Consider the following 15,206-nt stretch of genomic DNA (forward strand, 5'->3'; position numbering starts at 1 on the left):
TTGTGCTATCAGAATAGTTAGCCATCAAACCCGTCAAACACCAGAAAAAAGGGGCGCTTTCGCGCCCCTTTTTCAAATCGGCTTGCGGGTGCTACTTCTTATCTTCCAGGACGGCCTGGGCGGCGGCCAGGATCGCGATGGGCACGCGATAGGGGCTGCAGCTGACGTAGTTCAGGCCCACGCGGTGGAAGAACTTCACCGAACGGGGATCGCCGCCGTGCTCGCCGCACACGCCCAGCTTGATGCCGGGGCGGGTGGCGCGGCCCTTCTCGCAGGCGATGCGGACCAGTTCGCCGATGCCTTCCTGGTCGAGGCTCTGGAAGGGGTCGTCCTCCAGGATCTTCTTGGAGACGTACTCGGGCAGGAAGGAGCCGGAGTCGTCGCGGCTGTAGCCGAAGCCCATCTGGGTGAGGTCGTTGGTGCCGAAGGAGAAGAACTCGGCCTCGCCGGCGACCTTGTCGGCGGTGATGGCGGCGCGGGGGATCTCGATCATGGTGCCGATGGGGCAGCTGAAGTCGGACCCGTTCTCCTTGTTCACCGCGGCCAGCTCGTCCAGCATCTCGGCCTTGGTGAAGGCCAGCTCCTTGACGGTGCCGATGAGGGGAACCATGACCTCGGGCAGGGCGACGATGCCCTTCTTGGCCACGTTGATGGCGGCCTCGGAGATGGCGCGCATCTGCATGCGGATGAGCTCGGGGTAGGTGATGCCCAGGCGGCAGCCGCGGTGGCCCATCATGGGGTTGAACTCGTGGAGCTTCTCGACCCGGTGCTTGACTTCCGCGAGGCTGACGCCGATGACCTTGGCCATTTCGGCCTGGCCGGCTTCGTCGTGGGGGACGAACTCGTGGAGGGGGGGATCCAGGAGGCGCACGGTGACGGGCAGGCCGTTCATGGCCGTGAAGATCCCTTCGAAGTCCTCGCGCTGGATGGGCAGGAGCTTCTTGAGGGCTTCCTTGCGGGCGTCCAGGTCCTTGGCGAGGATGAACTCGCGCACGGCGATGATGCGCTCGCCCTCGAAGAACATGTGCTCGGTGCGGCACAGGCCGATGCCCTCGGCGCCGAAGGCGCGGGCCACGTCGGAATCGTGGGGGGTGTCGGCGTTGGTGCGGACCTTGAGCTTACGCACGGCGTTGGACCAGGTCATGATCTTGGCGAAGCGCTGGAAGAGCTCGCTCTTGGAGGCGTCGAGCTTCTTCTCGACGAGCACCTGGTTGACCTCGGAGGGGAAGGCGCTCAGCTGGCCGGCGAAGATCTCGCCGGTGGAGCCGTCGATGGAGATGAAGTCGGTGCCGGCCTTGAGGGTGATGTCGCCGACGTTGACGGTGCCGGCCTTGACGTCGATGTTCAGGGCGGAGGCGCCGCAGACGCAGGGCTTGCCCATGCCGCGGGCGACGACGGCGGCGTGGCTGGTCATGCCGCCGCGGGCGGTGAGGATGCCGTTGGCGGCGACCATGCCGGCCAGATCCTCGGGGGAGGTCTCGATGCGGACGAGGACCACGGGGCCGGTCTTGGCCAGCTCCTCGGCCTGGTCAGCGCTCAGGGCGATGCGGCCGGCGGCGGCGCCGGGGCCGGCGTTCAGGCCCTTGGCCATGAGCTTGCCGTCCTTCTTGAAGGCGGCCTTCTCCTTGGGGTCGAACACGGGGGCCAGCAGCTGGTTGAGGCTGTCGGGGTCGATGCGCGTCAGGGCGGTGTTGCTGTCGATCATCCCCTCTTCCACCAGGTCGATGGCGATGCGGATGGAGGCCAGGGCGGTGCGCTTGCCGATGCGGGTCTGGAGCATGAACAGCTGGCCGCGCTCGATGGTGAACTCCAGGTCCTGCATGTCCTTGAAGTGGCGCTCAAGCCGGTTGCAGGTGGCCAGCAGCTCCTTGAAGGCGGCGGGCATGGCCTCCTCGAGGCTCTGGTGGCCGGTGCCCTCGGCCTGGAACTTGGTGATGGGCTGGGGGGTGCGCACGCCGGCGACCACGTCCTCGCCCTGGGCGTTGATCAGGTACTCGCCGTAGAAGTAGGGCTCGCCGGTGCCGGGGTCGCGGGTGAAGGCCACGCCGGTGCCGCAGTCGTCGCCCATGTTGCCGAACACCATGGTCTGCACGTTGACGGCGGTGCCCCAGTCGTCGGGGATGCGGTTCAGGCGGCGGTAGATCTTGGCGCGGTCGGTCTCCCAGCTGTCGAATACGGCGCAGATGCCACCGAAGAGCTGCTCGATGGGATCCTGGGGGAAGGGCTTGCCCAGTTCCTTCTGGACGATCGCCTTGAAGACGACGGTGAGGTCCTTCCACTCCTCGGCGGTGATCTCGGTGTCGAGCTTCTTGCCGGTCTTCTCCTTGAGCTTCTCGATCTCATGCTCGAAGAGGTCCTTGTGCACGCCCAGGACCACGTCGGAGAACATCATGATGAAGCGGCGGTAGGAATCGTAGGCGAAACGGGGGTTGTTGCTGGCCTTGGCCAGGCCCTCGACGGTCTTGTCGTTGAGGCCCAGGTTGAGGACGGTGTCCATCATGCCGGGCATGGAGACGCGGGCGCCGGAACGGACGGAAAGGAGGAGGGGGTTCTCCACGTCGCCGAGCTTGCGGCCGCGGTTGCCTTCCAGCCACTTGAGGGACTCCAGGACCTGCGCCTTGACGTCCTCGGGGAGGGTCTTGCCACCCGCGATGTAGAGGGTGCAGACCTCGGTGGTGACGGTGAAACCGGGGGGCACGGGGATCTCGAGGCCGGCCATTTCGGCGAGGTTGCAGCCCTTTCCGCCGAGGAGGTTACGCATGGTCGCGTTGCCCTCGTTCCGGTCTCCGCCAAAGGTGTATACGTGTTTTGTCATAAGCTCCTCGGAGAAAAAACCAAATTAGGCTCCAGTCTAGCCGACTGACGGGAAAAGTCCTGCCTTAATTCTGGACCGGGCAGTCGTCATAAATCCTTCCAGCAGGGAGGTTGGCTTGGCAAATAACGCTTTGTGGCGGGCCCGGACTGTGAGATCATGATCGATTCGCGTCGTGATGACGCTGGAGGCACACCCATGGCGACCCCCCCCCGCAAGGACTCGAAGAAACGAGTGAGCGCGAAGAAGCCTGGAGGCCCGGTTCGCCCAGGGGCAAAGTCCGCTTCCCGGGCCGGTTCCAGACCTCCTTCCCGAACTGCGCGACCTGCTCCTCGGACCGCCTCCAAGCCCGATTTCCGGAATGAAGTGAACCCCGCCTACTGGCCGGACGAGACCCCCGCTTCCCGCCCCGAGGGCACTTCCCCTTCCCGGACCGGCGAGCGGCGTGCGCCCCGGACGGGCGAGCGGCCTGCGCCCCGGACTGGTGAGCGGCCTGTTCCACGGACGGGCGAGCGGCCTGCGCCTCGGACTGGCGAGCGGCCTGCTCCACGAACTGGCGAGCGGCCTGCGCCCCGAACCGGCACGCGGCCCGCTCCCCGCGCCGGCGCCACGGCCAAGCCCCGCGCCAAGGCCCAGCCGGGCGCGAGGCCCAAAACCGTCCAGTCGGGTGACCGCCTCCAGAAGATCCTCGCGGCGGCCGGGGTGGACTCCCGCCGGGCCTGCGAGCAGATCATCCTGGAGGGACGCGTGCAGGTGAACGGGGTAACGGTCACGGAGCTGGGCACCCGGGCGGATGCCCGCAGGGACGAGATCACCGTGGACCTCCAGCCCATCGCCCGGGAGAACCTCGTCTACATCCTCCTGAACAAGCCCAAGGGCTACGTCACCAGCGTGAAGGACGACCAGGGCCGGCCCACGGTCATGGCGCTCATCCACGGGGTGGACGCGCGGGTGTATCCCGTCGGGCGGCTGGATTTCAACTCCGAAGGCCTGCTTCTGCTCACCAACGACGGGGCGATGGCGCAGCGGCTCATGGCGCCAGAGTTCCACGTGCCCAAGGTCTACCTTGTGAAGGTCCACCGCATGCCCCGGCCCGAGACCCTGGACGAGTTCCGGGAGGGCTTCCGCCTGGACGGCAGGCGCCTCAAGCCCTGCGGCATCGAGGTGGCCGAGAAGGCCGACAACCCCTGGCTGCGCGTCACCCTCGTGGAGGGCAAGAACCAGCAGATCCGCAAGATGTTCGCCGCGGTGGGGCACCCGGTGTCAAAGCTGCGCCGCGTGCAGTTCGGCCCCCTGGACGATCCGGCGATCAAGCCCGGGGAGTGGAGGTTCCTGAATCCTCAGGAACTGGCGGCGCTGAAGGCCCTCTAGTAAGCGCACGTGTTCCAGATAGGCGCCCCGCGATCGTTTTCGTTGAATCAGCCTGCCCCTGCGCTCCTTCGTCGCTCTGGGTCAGGCTGATTCAACGGAAACGGAACCGCCTAACGACCAGGGGGCGCCGCAAAAGTGCCTGGAAGGCCTATTTTTGGGTAAAGTCTGGCCAGATTGGTACGATAAGTGGGTATGGCCAAACACTTTCGTCCGGGACATGGTCGTGGAACCGGTGTTCGGCCAGATCAAACAGGCACTGGGATTCCGACAGTTGCTCCTGAGGGGGTTGGCCAAGGTCCAGGCCGAATGGAACATGGTCTGCACCGCCCACGGCCCTCCGCCCCCGAGGCCGGGCGAAGGTGTGGCATTGCTGGCCCTGGGCCAGCCGAACGGTCCTGACGCAGTCGCATGATCGGATAATAAAATAAGAAACATTTTTTGTAACATGTGAATAAGTTCATGCATCTTCCCTTGGATCGGCATAAAGCCGTGATTATCAGACAAGGAGAAGAGCATGCGGACTATACTTGTTTACTTGATTTGTTCGGCTCCCGTGGTCGCGGTGCCACCCAAACCTGCATCGGAATTATGCCAGGGCCAATGCGTTCATAAATGCGAGCAAGGGCACGGCCATGACCCAACTCAAATGCCATGCTCCTACGAAAGTTTCGAAACGAGCATCAAAGATGGACGACGCCATGTGGAATGCCGGTTCAGGGGCGGAATGCTTGATTATCCAGGCAAGCGGAAGTATTTCTGTTGCGGCCGGGAGCGCCATTACCATGCAGTCGATGGTGGGGCCGTTACGCCTCCGGATGGTGGTGGATTCTAGAAACCCTATTCTATCGGAGTCAAACATGTTCAAGAGAAATATTCCATTTATTAGCATTTCGTTTTGCTTCGGGTCGGCCCTTGCGGTCTGGGCCGTGGAGCCGGATAAGGGTTGGGCCGATGGGCAGCCTTTTGTGCTTTCCGATTGCTTCTACTACGGCGAAACCAGCTCGGGGCCTCGATACCTCGACGCCTGGGTCAACGACAACCGGATTCATTTCTCGTATGGTGGCCGCTTCTACGGGATGCAATCAGGGTTCGATCCCAGCCGGAACCCATTGGAAGGACTCGCCGCCATGGATGTTGAGGATGGCGGTTCCATCCAGCATTACGACTTGAAGCTGAGGTGGGGGACCTTCTACAAGAGAACGGAGCGCGGCGTTTTTGAACGGGATTCGAAGACAGGACGATGGCGTCAGATCCTCAGGACGGGCAAGTCCTTCTCCCAGTTCGAGGTCCTATCCAACGGCGACATCCTGCTTCTTTGCGCCGGAACCCCAGATCCATCGTTCCCGCTGCGCCCTGGAAGGGATATGACCTTTCAGAGGCATCTGGCGGACACATTTAGCTTCATTGAAATTTATAAGTGCGGGGAAGCCCGGGACCGGCCTTCCTTCGCCATGGGCCTGCCACCTGAGCTCTCAGGCCTCTGCAGGATGGTCGAGGATCTGCCGGTCTTCGACCGCACGATCCCGTTCAATGACCAGATCCTGCTTCTGAATACTCATCTGGGGCTGGTCTACCTGTTCGATGGAAAATCCAAGGAACTTGTCAGAATCGAAACTCCATGGATTTCCATGACGGAATCCTTCCTGCGAGAGGGGATGAAATGGCTCTCAACCCGGGATCCTCGATCCAGGACGATCCTGTCAAGCGCCTCGTTTCCCTATTCCATCACCTTCTACCCGCAGGACAGCCTCAAGGCGATCCTCCTGGTGAGCCTGAACGACAGTTTCAGGCCAGGGCAAAGCAGGAAAATGGACCTGGACGCCCGAAAACGGGGAAACCGGTTCATGCCCGTTTCCCGCGAATTCTCCGATGACGAGGTGGCCCGGGGGGAGTCCTTCCAACTGTATGAGTTGGATCTCCCTCACCGGAGAATCCGTCCTTTCCAGGGCCAGAAACCGGTTTCGTCAATTCTCTCCGTCTCTCCGTCTTCGCTTTGGATCGACCCGGGCGGGAAGGGGGTGGATCTTCGGTTCCTCACCCCGGCCACCGGAAGCCCGGCTCCGAACTGACCACTTCCATCAGGCCCCGGGATGCGGCCCACCCCACGTCCCAGGTCTTCATGCCCTCCAGGAGCTTCACGTCGGCTTCGGGGGGCATGAGGGCGCCCACCCAGCGGTCGCGGCCGGTGTTCTTGGCGGCGTAGAGGCACTGGTCGGCCAGCTTCAGGGCCTGCTGCCAGTCGGCGACCTCGGGATGGTGGGGGTGCACGGGGATGGCGGTGAAGCCGATGGACCAGGTCTTCTGGAATTCCACCCCGCCGGGGAGCGCGAAGGTGCAGGCGCGGATGGCCTCCAGGAGGCCGTTGGCGATGGCGGGGGCGCCGGCGCGCCGGGTGCGCCGGGCCACCAGGAGGAATTCCTCGCCGCCCCAGCGCACCAGGGAATCGGTGGCGCGGGTGGTGGTCCTGAGGATTCCCGAAAGCTGCTTGAGCACCAGGTCCCCGGCCAGGTGGCCATGGGTGTCGTTGACGGACTTGAAGTGGTCGATGTCCATCAGGAACAACAGGATGTCTTCCTTGCTGAGGAGGGGGTCCTGGCCGGCGTCCAGGTGCTCCCGGAAGGCCCGCTGGGCCTGGAGCGCGTCGGTGGGCAGGGAGAGGTCCAGGAACCGGCGGTTGTGGAGGCCGGTGAGGGGGTCCACCAGGGACGCCTCCTCCAGGGCGCGGTTGGCCTTCTCCAGTTGCTGCTTGGAGGCCTCCAGGGCCTCGGTGCGGGCGGCGACCATGGCTTCCAGGGCGGTATTGCGCCGGTGCAACTGGGCGGTGCGCCGGCGGAAGCCCAGGGCCACAAGCCCTCCCGCGGCCAGGACCGAAAGGGTGCGGAACCACCAGGTTCCCCACCAGGGGGGGAGGACCCGGAAGGAGAACCCGGCCACCGGCCCGGGGGGACCGTCCACGAAGCGGCTGCGCACCTCGAACCGGTAGGTTCCAGCGGGCAGGGCCGGGTAGCGCGCCTCGTTGATCCGGGTGTCGCGCCACTCGTTCTCCAGGCCCACCAGGCGCACCTCGTGGCTGATGCGGCTCTCGTTCTGGAACGACAGGCCGGAGAAATGGAAGGAGAGGGTCCGGTCCGCGTAGGGGACCTGCGGGTCGGCCTCGCCCACCGCGTGCTCCCGGCGCAGGTCGCGGATCTCCTGGATCCGGGCGGCGGGGGGCGGGGGCGGGCCCTGGTAGGCCCGGGGCTGGAAGTAGGAGATGCCGTTGGAGAAGCCCTGCCAGAGGCCCCCGTCGGGTTCGATGGTGAGGCCGTTGGCCATGGGGTCCTGGCTCACCAGGCCGTCGCTTTTGATGAAGACGTCGAGTTGCTTGCCGTCCCAGCGTTTCATGCCGCCGCCGGTGCCGAGCCAGAGAACGCCCTTGGCGTCGAAGCCCATGCTCAGGATGCTGTCCCTGAAGAGGCCTTCGGGCTGGGTGAGGGATTCCACTACTTTCCAGGCTCCGTTCACCCGGGCCAGGCGGCTGATGCCCTTGGCATCGAGGTAGGAGACCCACATGAAGCCCTTGGGATCCCGGGTCAGGCTCGCGCAGTTGGTGCCCAGCAGGCCCTGCTCCCGGCCCAGGCGGGTCCAGGTGCGGTTCTCCAGGTAGTAGAGGCCGTGCTCGCCGGCGGCCCAGAGGCCGCCGCCCAGGTCCTTGCGCAGGGAATTGACGCGCTCCTCGGCCTGGTGGCCGGGGAAGGGCAGGCGCTCGGTCTTCCAGCCCCCCTTGACCCGGGAGACCTGGTAGACGCCGTCGGTGCGCGAGCCCAGGTAGGCCCCGCCCTCGGGGGCGCTGGCGATGGTGAGGATCAGGTTGCTGGTCTTACAGGGCTCGATGGAGATCTTCTCCACGCGGTTCGTCTTGAGGTCCAGGCGGAAGACGGTGTTGAAGGCCTCGCTCTTGCCCGAACCTCCGAACCAGAGGGCCTCGCGCCCGGTGCCGCCGCCGGCAAGGAGGGTGCGCCCCTCGGTGCCGCGGAGCACGTGCCAGGTCTCGCCCTTCAGCTCGGCCACCCCGCTGTCGGTGCAGGCGAAGACGCGGCCGTCGACGCTGGGGCCGATGTCCCACACCGAGGGGGACGGCAGGCCCTGGTGGGGGCCGAAGTTCGTCCAGAGGGAGCGCCCCTTGAGCTTGTGGACCCCTTCGCTGGTCACCCAGAGGTTGCCCTCCCGGTCCAGGAAGGTCAGGGATGCCCAGCCGCCGGGGAGGCCCTTGGCCTCGCCCAGGGTCCAGGCCAGGTCCCCGTCGAAGCACGCCAGGCCCAGGGACGTGCCCACCCAGATCCGGCCCGCGCTGTCCTCCACGGGGGGGTAGGGGTTGTAGGTGTTGCCGGGCAGCTTGGCGGAGAGGTCAACCCAGGATCCGTCCCAGCGGTCCCTCCGCCAGAGGCTCTTGCGGTCCCGCAGGAAGATCCGCCCCGAGCGGTCCTGCAGGATCCGGCAGCCGGTGCCGTGGAAGGTGGGGGGCAGGTCCAGGCTGGTCCAGGCGCCGCCCGCCATGCGCCAGAGCCTCGTCTCCGTGGAGAGCAGCAGGGTCCGCAGGTCCCCCGAGGCCCACCCGGACGTGATGGGGTCAGGAAGGGTCTTGACCATCGCCATGGGGCCCTTGCCCCGCCGGGCGAACAGCACGTTCCCCTGGGCGGCCATGGCGTCCCCGTCCCGGCCCAGGGCCAGGAACGTGGAGCGCTGGCGGGGCAGGCCCTCCACGGGCTTCAGGTCCCGGCCCTCCAGGCTGTAGATGCCATTGTCGGTGCCTACCCACAGGCCCCCGGTGGGGGACGCGGCCAGTTCCCAGATGACGCTCGACTTGAGCCCCCGGCCCCAGGGCTGGAACCGTTGTCCGTCGTAGCGGTAGAGGCCGTCCTCGGTGCCGGCCCACAGGTAGCCTTCCGCGTCCTGGGTGAAGCTGTAGACGCCCAGGTTGGTCAGGCCGTCCTCCACCCCGTAGCTCTGGAAGGAGTACACGCCCGGCGGCACCCTGCGACCGGGGGCGGGCGCTCCGAGGAGGGGCAGCATGAGGATCAAACCCGCGACTGCGCGGCCCATGACCGGACGGATGGAAGGCCTCCTTGGGGTTTAGGTGGGTGACGGAAAGGCGAGGCTGGATGGGATCGGTTCAATTATGAACATACGTGCCCCAGGCCGGATGTTCAAGCGTGCCCTACCGGGCCAGGGCCAGGATCTCCAGGACCTTCTCGCTGGTGATGTCCTTGCGCTCGCCCAGGGGCAGGACCTTGCGGGCCTGGAGCCGGTCGACGATCTCCCCGAAACGTTCCTCGCCCACCGAGTAGGCGTTGAGATGGGTGGGATTGCCCATGCTCTCGAAGAAGGTCCGGGTGGCGATGATGCCCTTTTCCAGGCGGACGGCTTCATTGGCGTCATGGAAGTCCCACACCCGGGTGGCGTACTGGATGAGCTTTTCCCGTTTGTCGGTTCGCTGGACCCACAGGAGGTTGGGCAGGACGATGGCCAGGGTCTGGGCGTGGTCCAGCCCATGGAAGGCGGTGAGCTCGTGCCCGATGGTGTGGGTGGCCCAGTCCTGGGGCACCCCGGCGCCGATGAGGCCGTTGAGGGCGAGGGTGGCGCACCACATGACGTTGGAGCGGGCCGCGTAGTCCGTGGGGTCGGCCAGGGTCCGGGGCCCCTCCTCGATGAGGGTGCGCAGGATGGCTTCGGCGAAGCGGTCCTGGAGCGGCGCGTCGGCGGGGTAGGTGAGGTACTGCTCGACGGTGTGCACGAAGGCGTCCACCACGCCGTTGGCGATCTGGCGGGGCGAGAGGGTGAAGGTGGTCTCGGGGTCCAGGATCGAGAACCTGGGGAACACCAGGGGCGAGGAGAAGGCGATCTTGTCCCGGGTGGCGGCCCGGGTCACCACCGCGAAGCAGTTGGACTCGGAACCCGTGGCGGGCAGGGTGAGGACGGTGCCCAGGGGCAGGGCGGTGCGGGGGGCCATGTGGCGGCTCACGATGTCCCACTCGTTGCCCTGCCAGGGCACGGCGGCGGCCATGAACTTCGTGCCGTCGATGACGGAGCCGCCGCCCACCGCCAGCAGGAAGTCCACCTTCTCCGCCCGGGCCAGCTCCACGCCCTTCATGAGGGCCTCGAAGGTGGGGTTGGGCTCGATGCCGCCGAATTCCAGCAGCTCGAAGCCCTCCAGGGCCTTGCGGACCTGGTCGTAGACCCCGTTGGCCTTGATGCTGCCGCCCCCGTACGTCATGAGGACGCGCGCGCCGTGGGGCACCTCCCGGCGAAGGGAGCCGATCTGGCCGGCCCCGAAGAGGATGCGTGTGGGATTGTGGAAGGTGAAGTTCTGCATGGTGCCTCGCGAATGGGTTCAACGGTTCACTTGCACTCCAGCCAGCTGTTCCCGCGCCGTACCTCGGCCGCCAGCTTCACGCCCAGGGGCCCCAGGTCGTCGGCGCCCTCCATGGCGTCCTTGAGCAGGGCGGATACGGCGTCGGCCTCGGCGGGGGGCGCCTCCACCAGCAGCTCGTCGTGCACCTGCAGCAGCAGCCGCGACTCCAGCCCCCCGGCTACCAGGGACCGGTGCAGGCGCACCATGGCCCGGCGCATGAGGTCGGCCGCGGTGCCCTGGACGACGGTGTTCACGGCCTCCCGCAGGGCCTGGGCCTTGAGGCCCTGGTTGGGCGACTGGAGGTCCGGGATGCGCCGCACGCGGCCCCACAGGGTGCGCACCAGGCCCTCCTCCAGGGCCCGGGCCTTGGTGGCCTCGATCCACTCAGCCACCTTGGGCATGCGCTCGAAGTAGCGTTCGATGAAGGCCTTGGCCTCCTTGAAGCTGATGCCAAGGCTCGCGGAGAGGGCGTAGGCGCCCTGGCCGTACAGCAGGCCGAAGTTCACGGCCTTGGCGGCACTGCGCTGGTCGGCGGTGACGGCCTCCATGTCGACCCCCAGCACCTCCGAGGCGGTGCGGCGGTGGATGTCCTCGCCGCGGGCGAAGGCGCCCAGGAGCACCGGATCCCCGGCCAGGGCCGCCACCACCCGCAGCTCGATCTGGCTGTAGTCGGCGTCCAGGAAGACCCAGCCGGCCCTGGGCACGAAGGCGCCCCGGATGGCGCGGCCCTCCTCGGTGCGCACGGGGATGTTCTGGAGGTTGGGGTCCGACGAGGCCAGACGGCCGGTGGCCACCGCGGCCTGGTGGAGCCTCGTGTGGAGGCGGCCCGTCACCGGGCTCACCATCGTCGGAAGGGCCTCCACGTAGGTGGAAAGGAGCTTCTGCATCTGGCGGTGGCGCAGCAGCACCCGGGCGATCTCCCCGTCCTCCCGCAGGGCCAGCTCCGTCAGCACGTCCTCGTCGGTGGCCGGGGCCTTGGTCTTGTCGGTGCGCTTGAGGACGGGCAGGTTCAGCTTCTCGTAGAGGATCCGGCCCAGCTGCGCCGGGCTGTTGAGGTTGAAGGCCTCGCCGGCAAGCTCGAAGGCGCGGTCCGCGGCCCCGTCCCGGGCCACGCGCATGGCCTTGGCCAGGTGCTCGAGCACGTCCACGTCCAGGCGCACCCCGTCCAGCTCCAGGTCCGCCAGGACCTCCACCAGGGGCAGGTCCACGTGCCGGTAGAGCTTCAGGAGGCCGCCGTCCACCAGCGGCCTGAGCTTGCCGCAGAGCTGCAGGGCCAGATCGGCGTCCTCGGCCGCGTACTGCACCGCCTGGGCGAAATCCGCCTCGTCGAAGCGCTTCTGGGTCTTGCCCTTGCCCACCACGGCCTCGAAGGGGATGGGACGCAGGTCCAGGTGGCGGGAGGAAAGGTCGTCCAGGTTGTGGCGCAGGCGGGAATCCACCAGGAAGCTGAGCACCATGCTGTCGTCGGCCAGGCCCCGCACGGGCATCCCGTGGCGCTTGAGCACCTGGAGGTCGTACTTCAGGTTCTGGCCGGCCTTGCCCACCGCCTCGTCCAGGAAGAGCGGCCCCAGCACCTCCCGGGCCTCCTCGAACGGAATGTTGCGCGGGTCCAGGTAGGGCTCCAGCTCCCGGAAGAAGGCCCCGGGTTCGCCCTGCAGGTCCAGGAGCCCCTCCGGGAGGCCCGAGTCCGGCAGGAGCCCCGGGAGGGACCCGGCGGTGTCCCCGGAGCCGGGCCGCAGGTGCGCCAGGGGCACGTAGAGGCCCTCGCCGGGTTTCCAGGCGAGGCTCAGGCCCACGATGTGGCCCCGGGTGGGGTCGATGGAGGTGGTCTCGGTGTCCAGCCCGAAGGTGCCGGCCTCCCGGCACCGGGCCGCGGCCTCCACGAGATCGGCCTTGGTGGCCGCCGCGCGGTAGGTGCGGGCCGGGGACGGCGTGGCGGCGCTGCCCACTTCGGTGAACTCCTTGGTGAGCTGCTCGAAGCCCAGGGCCTTGAAGGCGGCCCGGGCCTGGGCCGGATCCACGCCCTGGTAGGCCAGGTCCGCCAGGGTCACCGGCAGGGAGAGGTCCGTGACCACCGTGACCAGGCGGCGCACGAGCTCCAGGCGGGGCAGGGCGGCCTCCAGACCCTCGCGGTGGGCCTTGCGCTTGAGTTCGCCCCGGTGCTCCACGATGGCGTCCAGGGTGCCGTACTGCTCCACCAGGTCCCGGGCGCCCTTCTCGCCGATGCCGTCGACGCCCTTGACGTTGTCGCTGGCGTCGCCCATGAGGGTGAGCACGTCCACCACCTGCTCGGGCCACACGCCGAAGCGCTCCTTCACCCCGGCGCGGTCGATCCACACCTCGCCGTCGCGGTTGTTGAGGACCCGGATGCACCCCGCGTCGTCCACCAGCTGCAGGAGGTCCTTGTCCGGGCTCACGATCACCGACGGGAGCCCCGCCGCGCAGGCCTGGCGGGCCAGGGTGCCCATGACGTCGTCGGCCTCGTAGCCGGAAAGCTCCACGATGGGGATGTTCAGGGCCTTGATCAGGTCCCGGATGAGCGGCACCTGGGGGCGCAGGTCCTCGGGCATTTCCGCGCGGTTGGCCTTGTACTCCGGGTAGATGTCGTGCCGGAAGGTGGGCTCGGGCCGGTCGAAGACGGCGGCGATGTGGGTGGGCTTGTGCTGGGCCACCAGGGCCAGGAGCATGCGGGCCATGGTCAGGGCCGCACCGTTCTTCATGCGGAGGTTGCCGTAGTACGCACGGAAGATCAGGGCGAAGGCGTCAATCAGGTAGAGGCGGTCTTCGGACATGGGGATAGTGTGGGCCGGCGGCCCCGCCCTGTCATCAGGGAACGGTCAGGAAAGGCCGAAGGCCTTGCGAACCGCCCAGTCCCAGACGGCGCCGGGCAGGAGCGCCTTCCCCAGGGTCGCGAGGAGGGCGTCCCGGCCGATGAGGATCCGCCGGGGCGGGTCGGCCTGGCCCAGGGCCGAGGCGATGCGCGCGGCGCAGGCCTGCGCGCTGAGGCCTTGACTGGCGGCGTGGGTGCGCTGGCGGTCCAGGTAGGCCTCCATGGCCGGGGCGAAGGGCGTTCCCCGGATCCGTTCGGGCAGGTCGCCCAGGGCCCGGGCCAGGGTCTCCCGGAACTCGGAGCGCACCGCTCCCGGTTCCACCAGGATCACCCGCACCGCGGGCGACACCTCCAGCCTGAGGGTCTCGGCCAGGGCCACCACGGCGTGCTTGGAGGCGGTGTAGGCCCCCGCCATGGGCACGCTCATGCGCCCCAGGATGGAGGCCACGTGGACGATGCGCCCCTCCCCGGGGGCCGCCGCGGCCCGGATCAGGGGCAGGAAGGCCCGGGTGGCCGCGTGGAGCCCCACCACGTTGGTCTCGAACTGGGCCCGCATCTCTTCCGTTCGCAGCAGTTCCAATGGCCCCATCTGCCCGTAGCCCGCGTTGTTCACCAGCGCCGTGAGCCGCAGGCCCCGGCAGGCCTCCACCGCCGAAGCCAGGCTGGCCGCGTCGGTGACGTCCAGGGGAAGGCGGAGCAGGTCCTCCCCCTCGGCCAGGCCCTCCAGGCTCTCCATCCGCCGGGCCGTGGCCACCACCCCCCAGCCCGCGCTCCGGCAGGCTTCCACCAGGGCGCGGCCGATGCCGGTGGAACAGCCCGTGATAAGCACCCAGCGCCGCATGCGTCCTCCAAGGATGCGGCCAGGGTAGCGCACATTCCCGCCTTCCCGGGGCCCGGAGGCTTTCCCGAAGGCCGTGGCTTCCGGCGAAGCATCCTCGCGATTTCGATCGTTCTTGCGATTCTTCGCCCGTTCGGAAGGGCCCCAGGGGCGGGAATGGGCTTCCTTTTCCCGTGGCCCAATCGGAATAGGGGTCGTAGAATTGCCTTATTCGGGAGGTTGGATGGGAATTTTCTCATTAATTTATGGATTAATATCTTATTTGCTCTTTTTGGGCACTTTTGTGTATCTGATGGGATTTTTGGGGGACCTGGTCGTGCCGCGGTCCGTCTCCGTGGGCCCTGCCGCCCCGGCGGGGCTGGCCCTGGCCGTGGACCTGGCGCTGGTGGCCATCTTCGGGATCCAGCACAGCCTCATGGCGCGCCCGGGGTTCAAGCGGGCCTGGTCGCGCCTAGTGCCGCCCCACCTGGAGCGCAGCACCTACGTCCTGCTTTCCAGCGCCGCCCTGGCGCTCCTTTTCTGGCTTTGGCGGCCCCTGCAGGGCGAGGTGTGGCTCCTGCGCCATCCCCTCCCGCGGCTGGCGGCCCAGGCGGCTTTCGGCGCCGGGGCCGCCGTGGTTCTGGCGAGCACCTTCATGATCAGCCACGGGGACCTCTTCGGCCTGCGCCAGGTGTGGGCCCGGTTCCGGGGGGGGCCCTACCTGGAGGCGCCCTTCCGGCTCACGGCCTTCTATGCCCGGGTCCGGCATCCCCTGATGCTCGGCTTCCTGGTGATGTTCTGGGCGGCGCCGCGGATGACGCTGGGCCATCTGGTCTTTTCCGTGGCCATGACCGGCTACATCCTCGTGGGCACGGCCCTGGAGGAGCGGGACCTGCTGCGGAGCCTCGGTTCTAGGTACGAGGCCTACCGCCGGGAAGTGCCCCGGTTCTTCCCGGTGCCGTGGCGCAGGGCGGGGCGGCCCTGA

At 67.5% G+C, this 15,206-nt stretch carries 8 protein-coding genes and 1 pseudogene; 4 read left to right on the top strand and 5 right to left on the bottom strand.

Features of this window, described 5'->3' with window-relative positions:
* Positions 1 to 91: 91 nt before the first annotated feature.
* Positions 92 to 2,761: a pyruvate, phosphate dikinase gene (ppdK, locus tag ACZ5LB_RS02010; protein WP_464604493.1), complete on the bottom strand. Its 2,670-nt coding sequence runs from the start codon at positions 2,759 to 2,761 to the stop codon at positions 92 to 94.
* A gap of 753 nt (positions 2,762 to 3,514) precedes the next feature.
* Between ppdK and ACZ5LB_RS02015 the strand changes: the two genes are divergently transcribed.
* From ACZ5LB_RS02015 to ACZ5LB_RS02025, 3 genes and pseudogenes are all read left to right on the top strand, one after another.
* Positions 3,515 to 4,183 carry a pseudouridine synthase gene (locus tag ACZ5LB_RS02015; protein ID WP_464604494.1) on the top strand — a complete coding sequence of 223 codons (669 nt, stop codon included), beginning with the start codon at positions 3,515 to 3,517 and terminating at the stop codon, positions 4,181 to 4,183.
* 208 nt (positions 4,184 to 4,391) lie between these two features.
* A pseudogene (locus ACZ5LB_RS02020) lies at positions 4,392 to 4,595 on the top strand (transposase); the annotation flags it as partial.
* 274 nt (positions 4,596 to 4,869) lie between these two features.
* Entirely contained in the window at positions 4,870 to 6,252 is a 1,383-nt protein-coding gene (locus ACZ5LB_RS02025) for a hypothetical protein (protein WP_464604495.1), read from the top strand.
* Here the strand turns inward: ACZ5LB_RS02025 and ACZ5LB_RS02030 are convergent.
* The 4 genes from ACZ5LB_RS02030 to ACZ5LB_RS02045 form a co-directional block, all read right to left on the bottom strand.
* Complete coding sequence (locus tag ACZ5LB_RS02030) at positions 6,218 to 9,235, bottom strand: diguanylate cyclase (protein WP_464604496.1); 3,018 nt, start codon at positions 9,233 to 9,235, stop codon at positions 6,218 to 6,220. The genes ACZ5LB_RS02025 and ACZ5LB_RS02030 overlap by 35 nt on opposite strands.
* 145 nt (positions 9,236 to 9,380) lie before the next feature.
* Positions 9,381 to 10,535 (bottom strand): iron-containing alcohol dehydrogenase, encoded by a 1,155-nt coding sequence (locus ACZ5LB_RS02035; RefSeq protein WP_464604497.1) that lies wholly within the window; start codon positions 10,533 to 10,535, stop codon positions 9,381 to 9,383.
* 26 nt (positions 10,536 to 10,561) lie between these two features.
* Complete coding sequence (polA, locus tag ACZ5LB_RS02040; protein ID WP_464604498.1) at positions 10,562 to 13,366, bottom strand: DNA polymerase I; 2,805 nt, start codon at positions 13,364 to 13,366, stop codon at positions 10,562 to 10,564.
* A 45-nt stretch (positions 13,367 to 13,411) separates the two neighbouring features.
* The gene (locus ACZ5LB_RS02045; protein ID WP_464604499.1) at positions 13,412 to 14,245 is read right to left on the bottom strand and encodes an SDR family oxidoreductase; all 834 of its coding nucleotides are present in this window, start codon (positions 14,243 to 14,245) and stop codon (positions 13,412 to 13,414) included.
* Positions 14,246 to 14,465: 220 nt separating this feature from the next.
* Here ACZ5LB_RS02045 and mddA point away from each other — a divergent pair, with 220 nt between their 5' ends.
* Positions 14,466 to 15,206, top strand: a complete 741-nt coding sequence (gene mddA / locus ACZ5LB_RS02050) for a methanethiol S-methyltransferase (RefSeq protein ID WP_464604500.1) — start codon at positions 14,466 to 14,468, stop codon at positions 15,204 to 15,206.

It is taken from the genome of Mesoterricola sp. MK458, from assembly GCF_055384935.1.

Coding starts and splice junctions, on each gene's coding strand:
- ACZ5LB_RS02035 (WP_464604497.1), bottom strand. CDS start 10,535: ATGCAGAACTTCACCTTCCACAATCCCACACGCATCCTCTTCGGGGCC.
- ppdK (WP_464604493.1), bottom strand. CDS start 2,761: ATGCGTAACCTCCTCGGCGGAAAGGGCTGCAACCTCGCCGAAATGGCC.
- mddA (WP_464604500.1), top strand. CDS start 14,466: ATGGGAATTTTCTCATTAATTTATGGATTAATATCTTATTTGCTCTTT.
- polA (WP_464604498.1), bottom strand. CDS start 13,366: ATGTCCGAAGACCGCCTCTACCTGATTGACGCCTTCGCCCTGATCTTC.
- ACZ5LB_RS02045 (WP_464604499.1), bottom strand. CDS start 14,245: ATGCGGCGCTGGGTGCTTATCACGGGCTGTTCCACCGGCATCGGCCGC.
- ACZ5LB_RS02030 (WP_464604496.1), bottom strand. CDS start 9,235: ATGCTGCCCCTCCTCGGAGCGCCCGCCCCCGGTCGCAGGGTGCCGCCG.
- ACZ5LB_RS02025 (WP_464604495.1), top strand. CDS start 4,870: ATGGACGACGCCATGTGGAATGCCGGTTCAGGGGCGGAATGCTTGATT.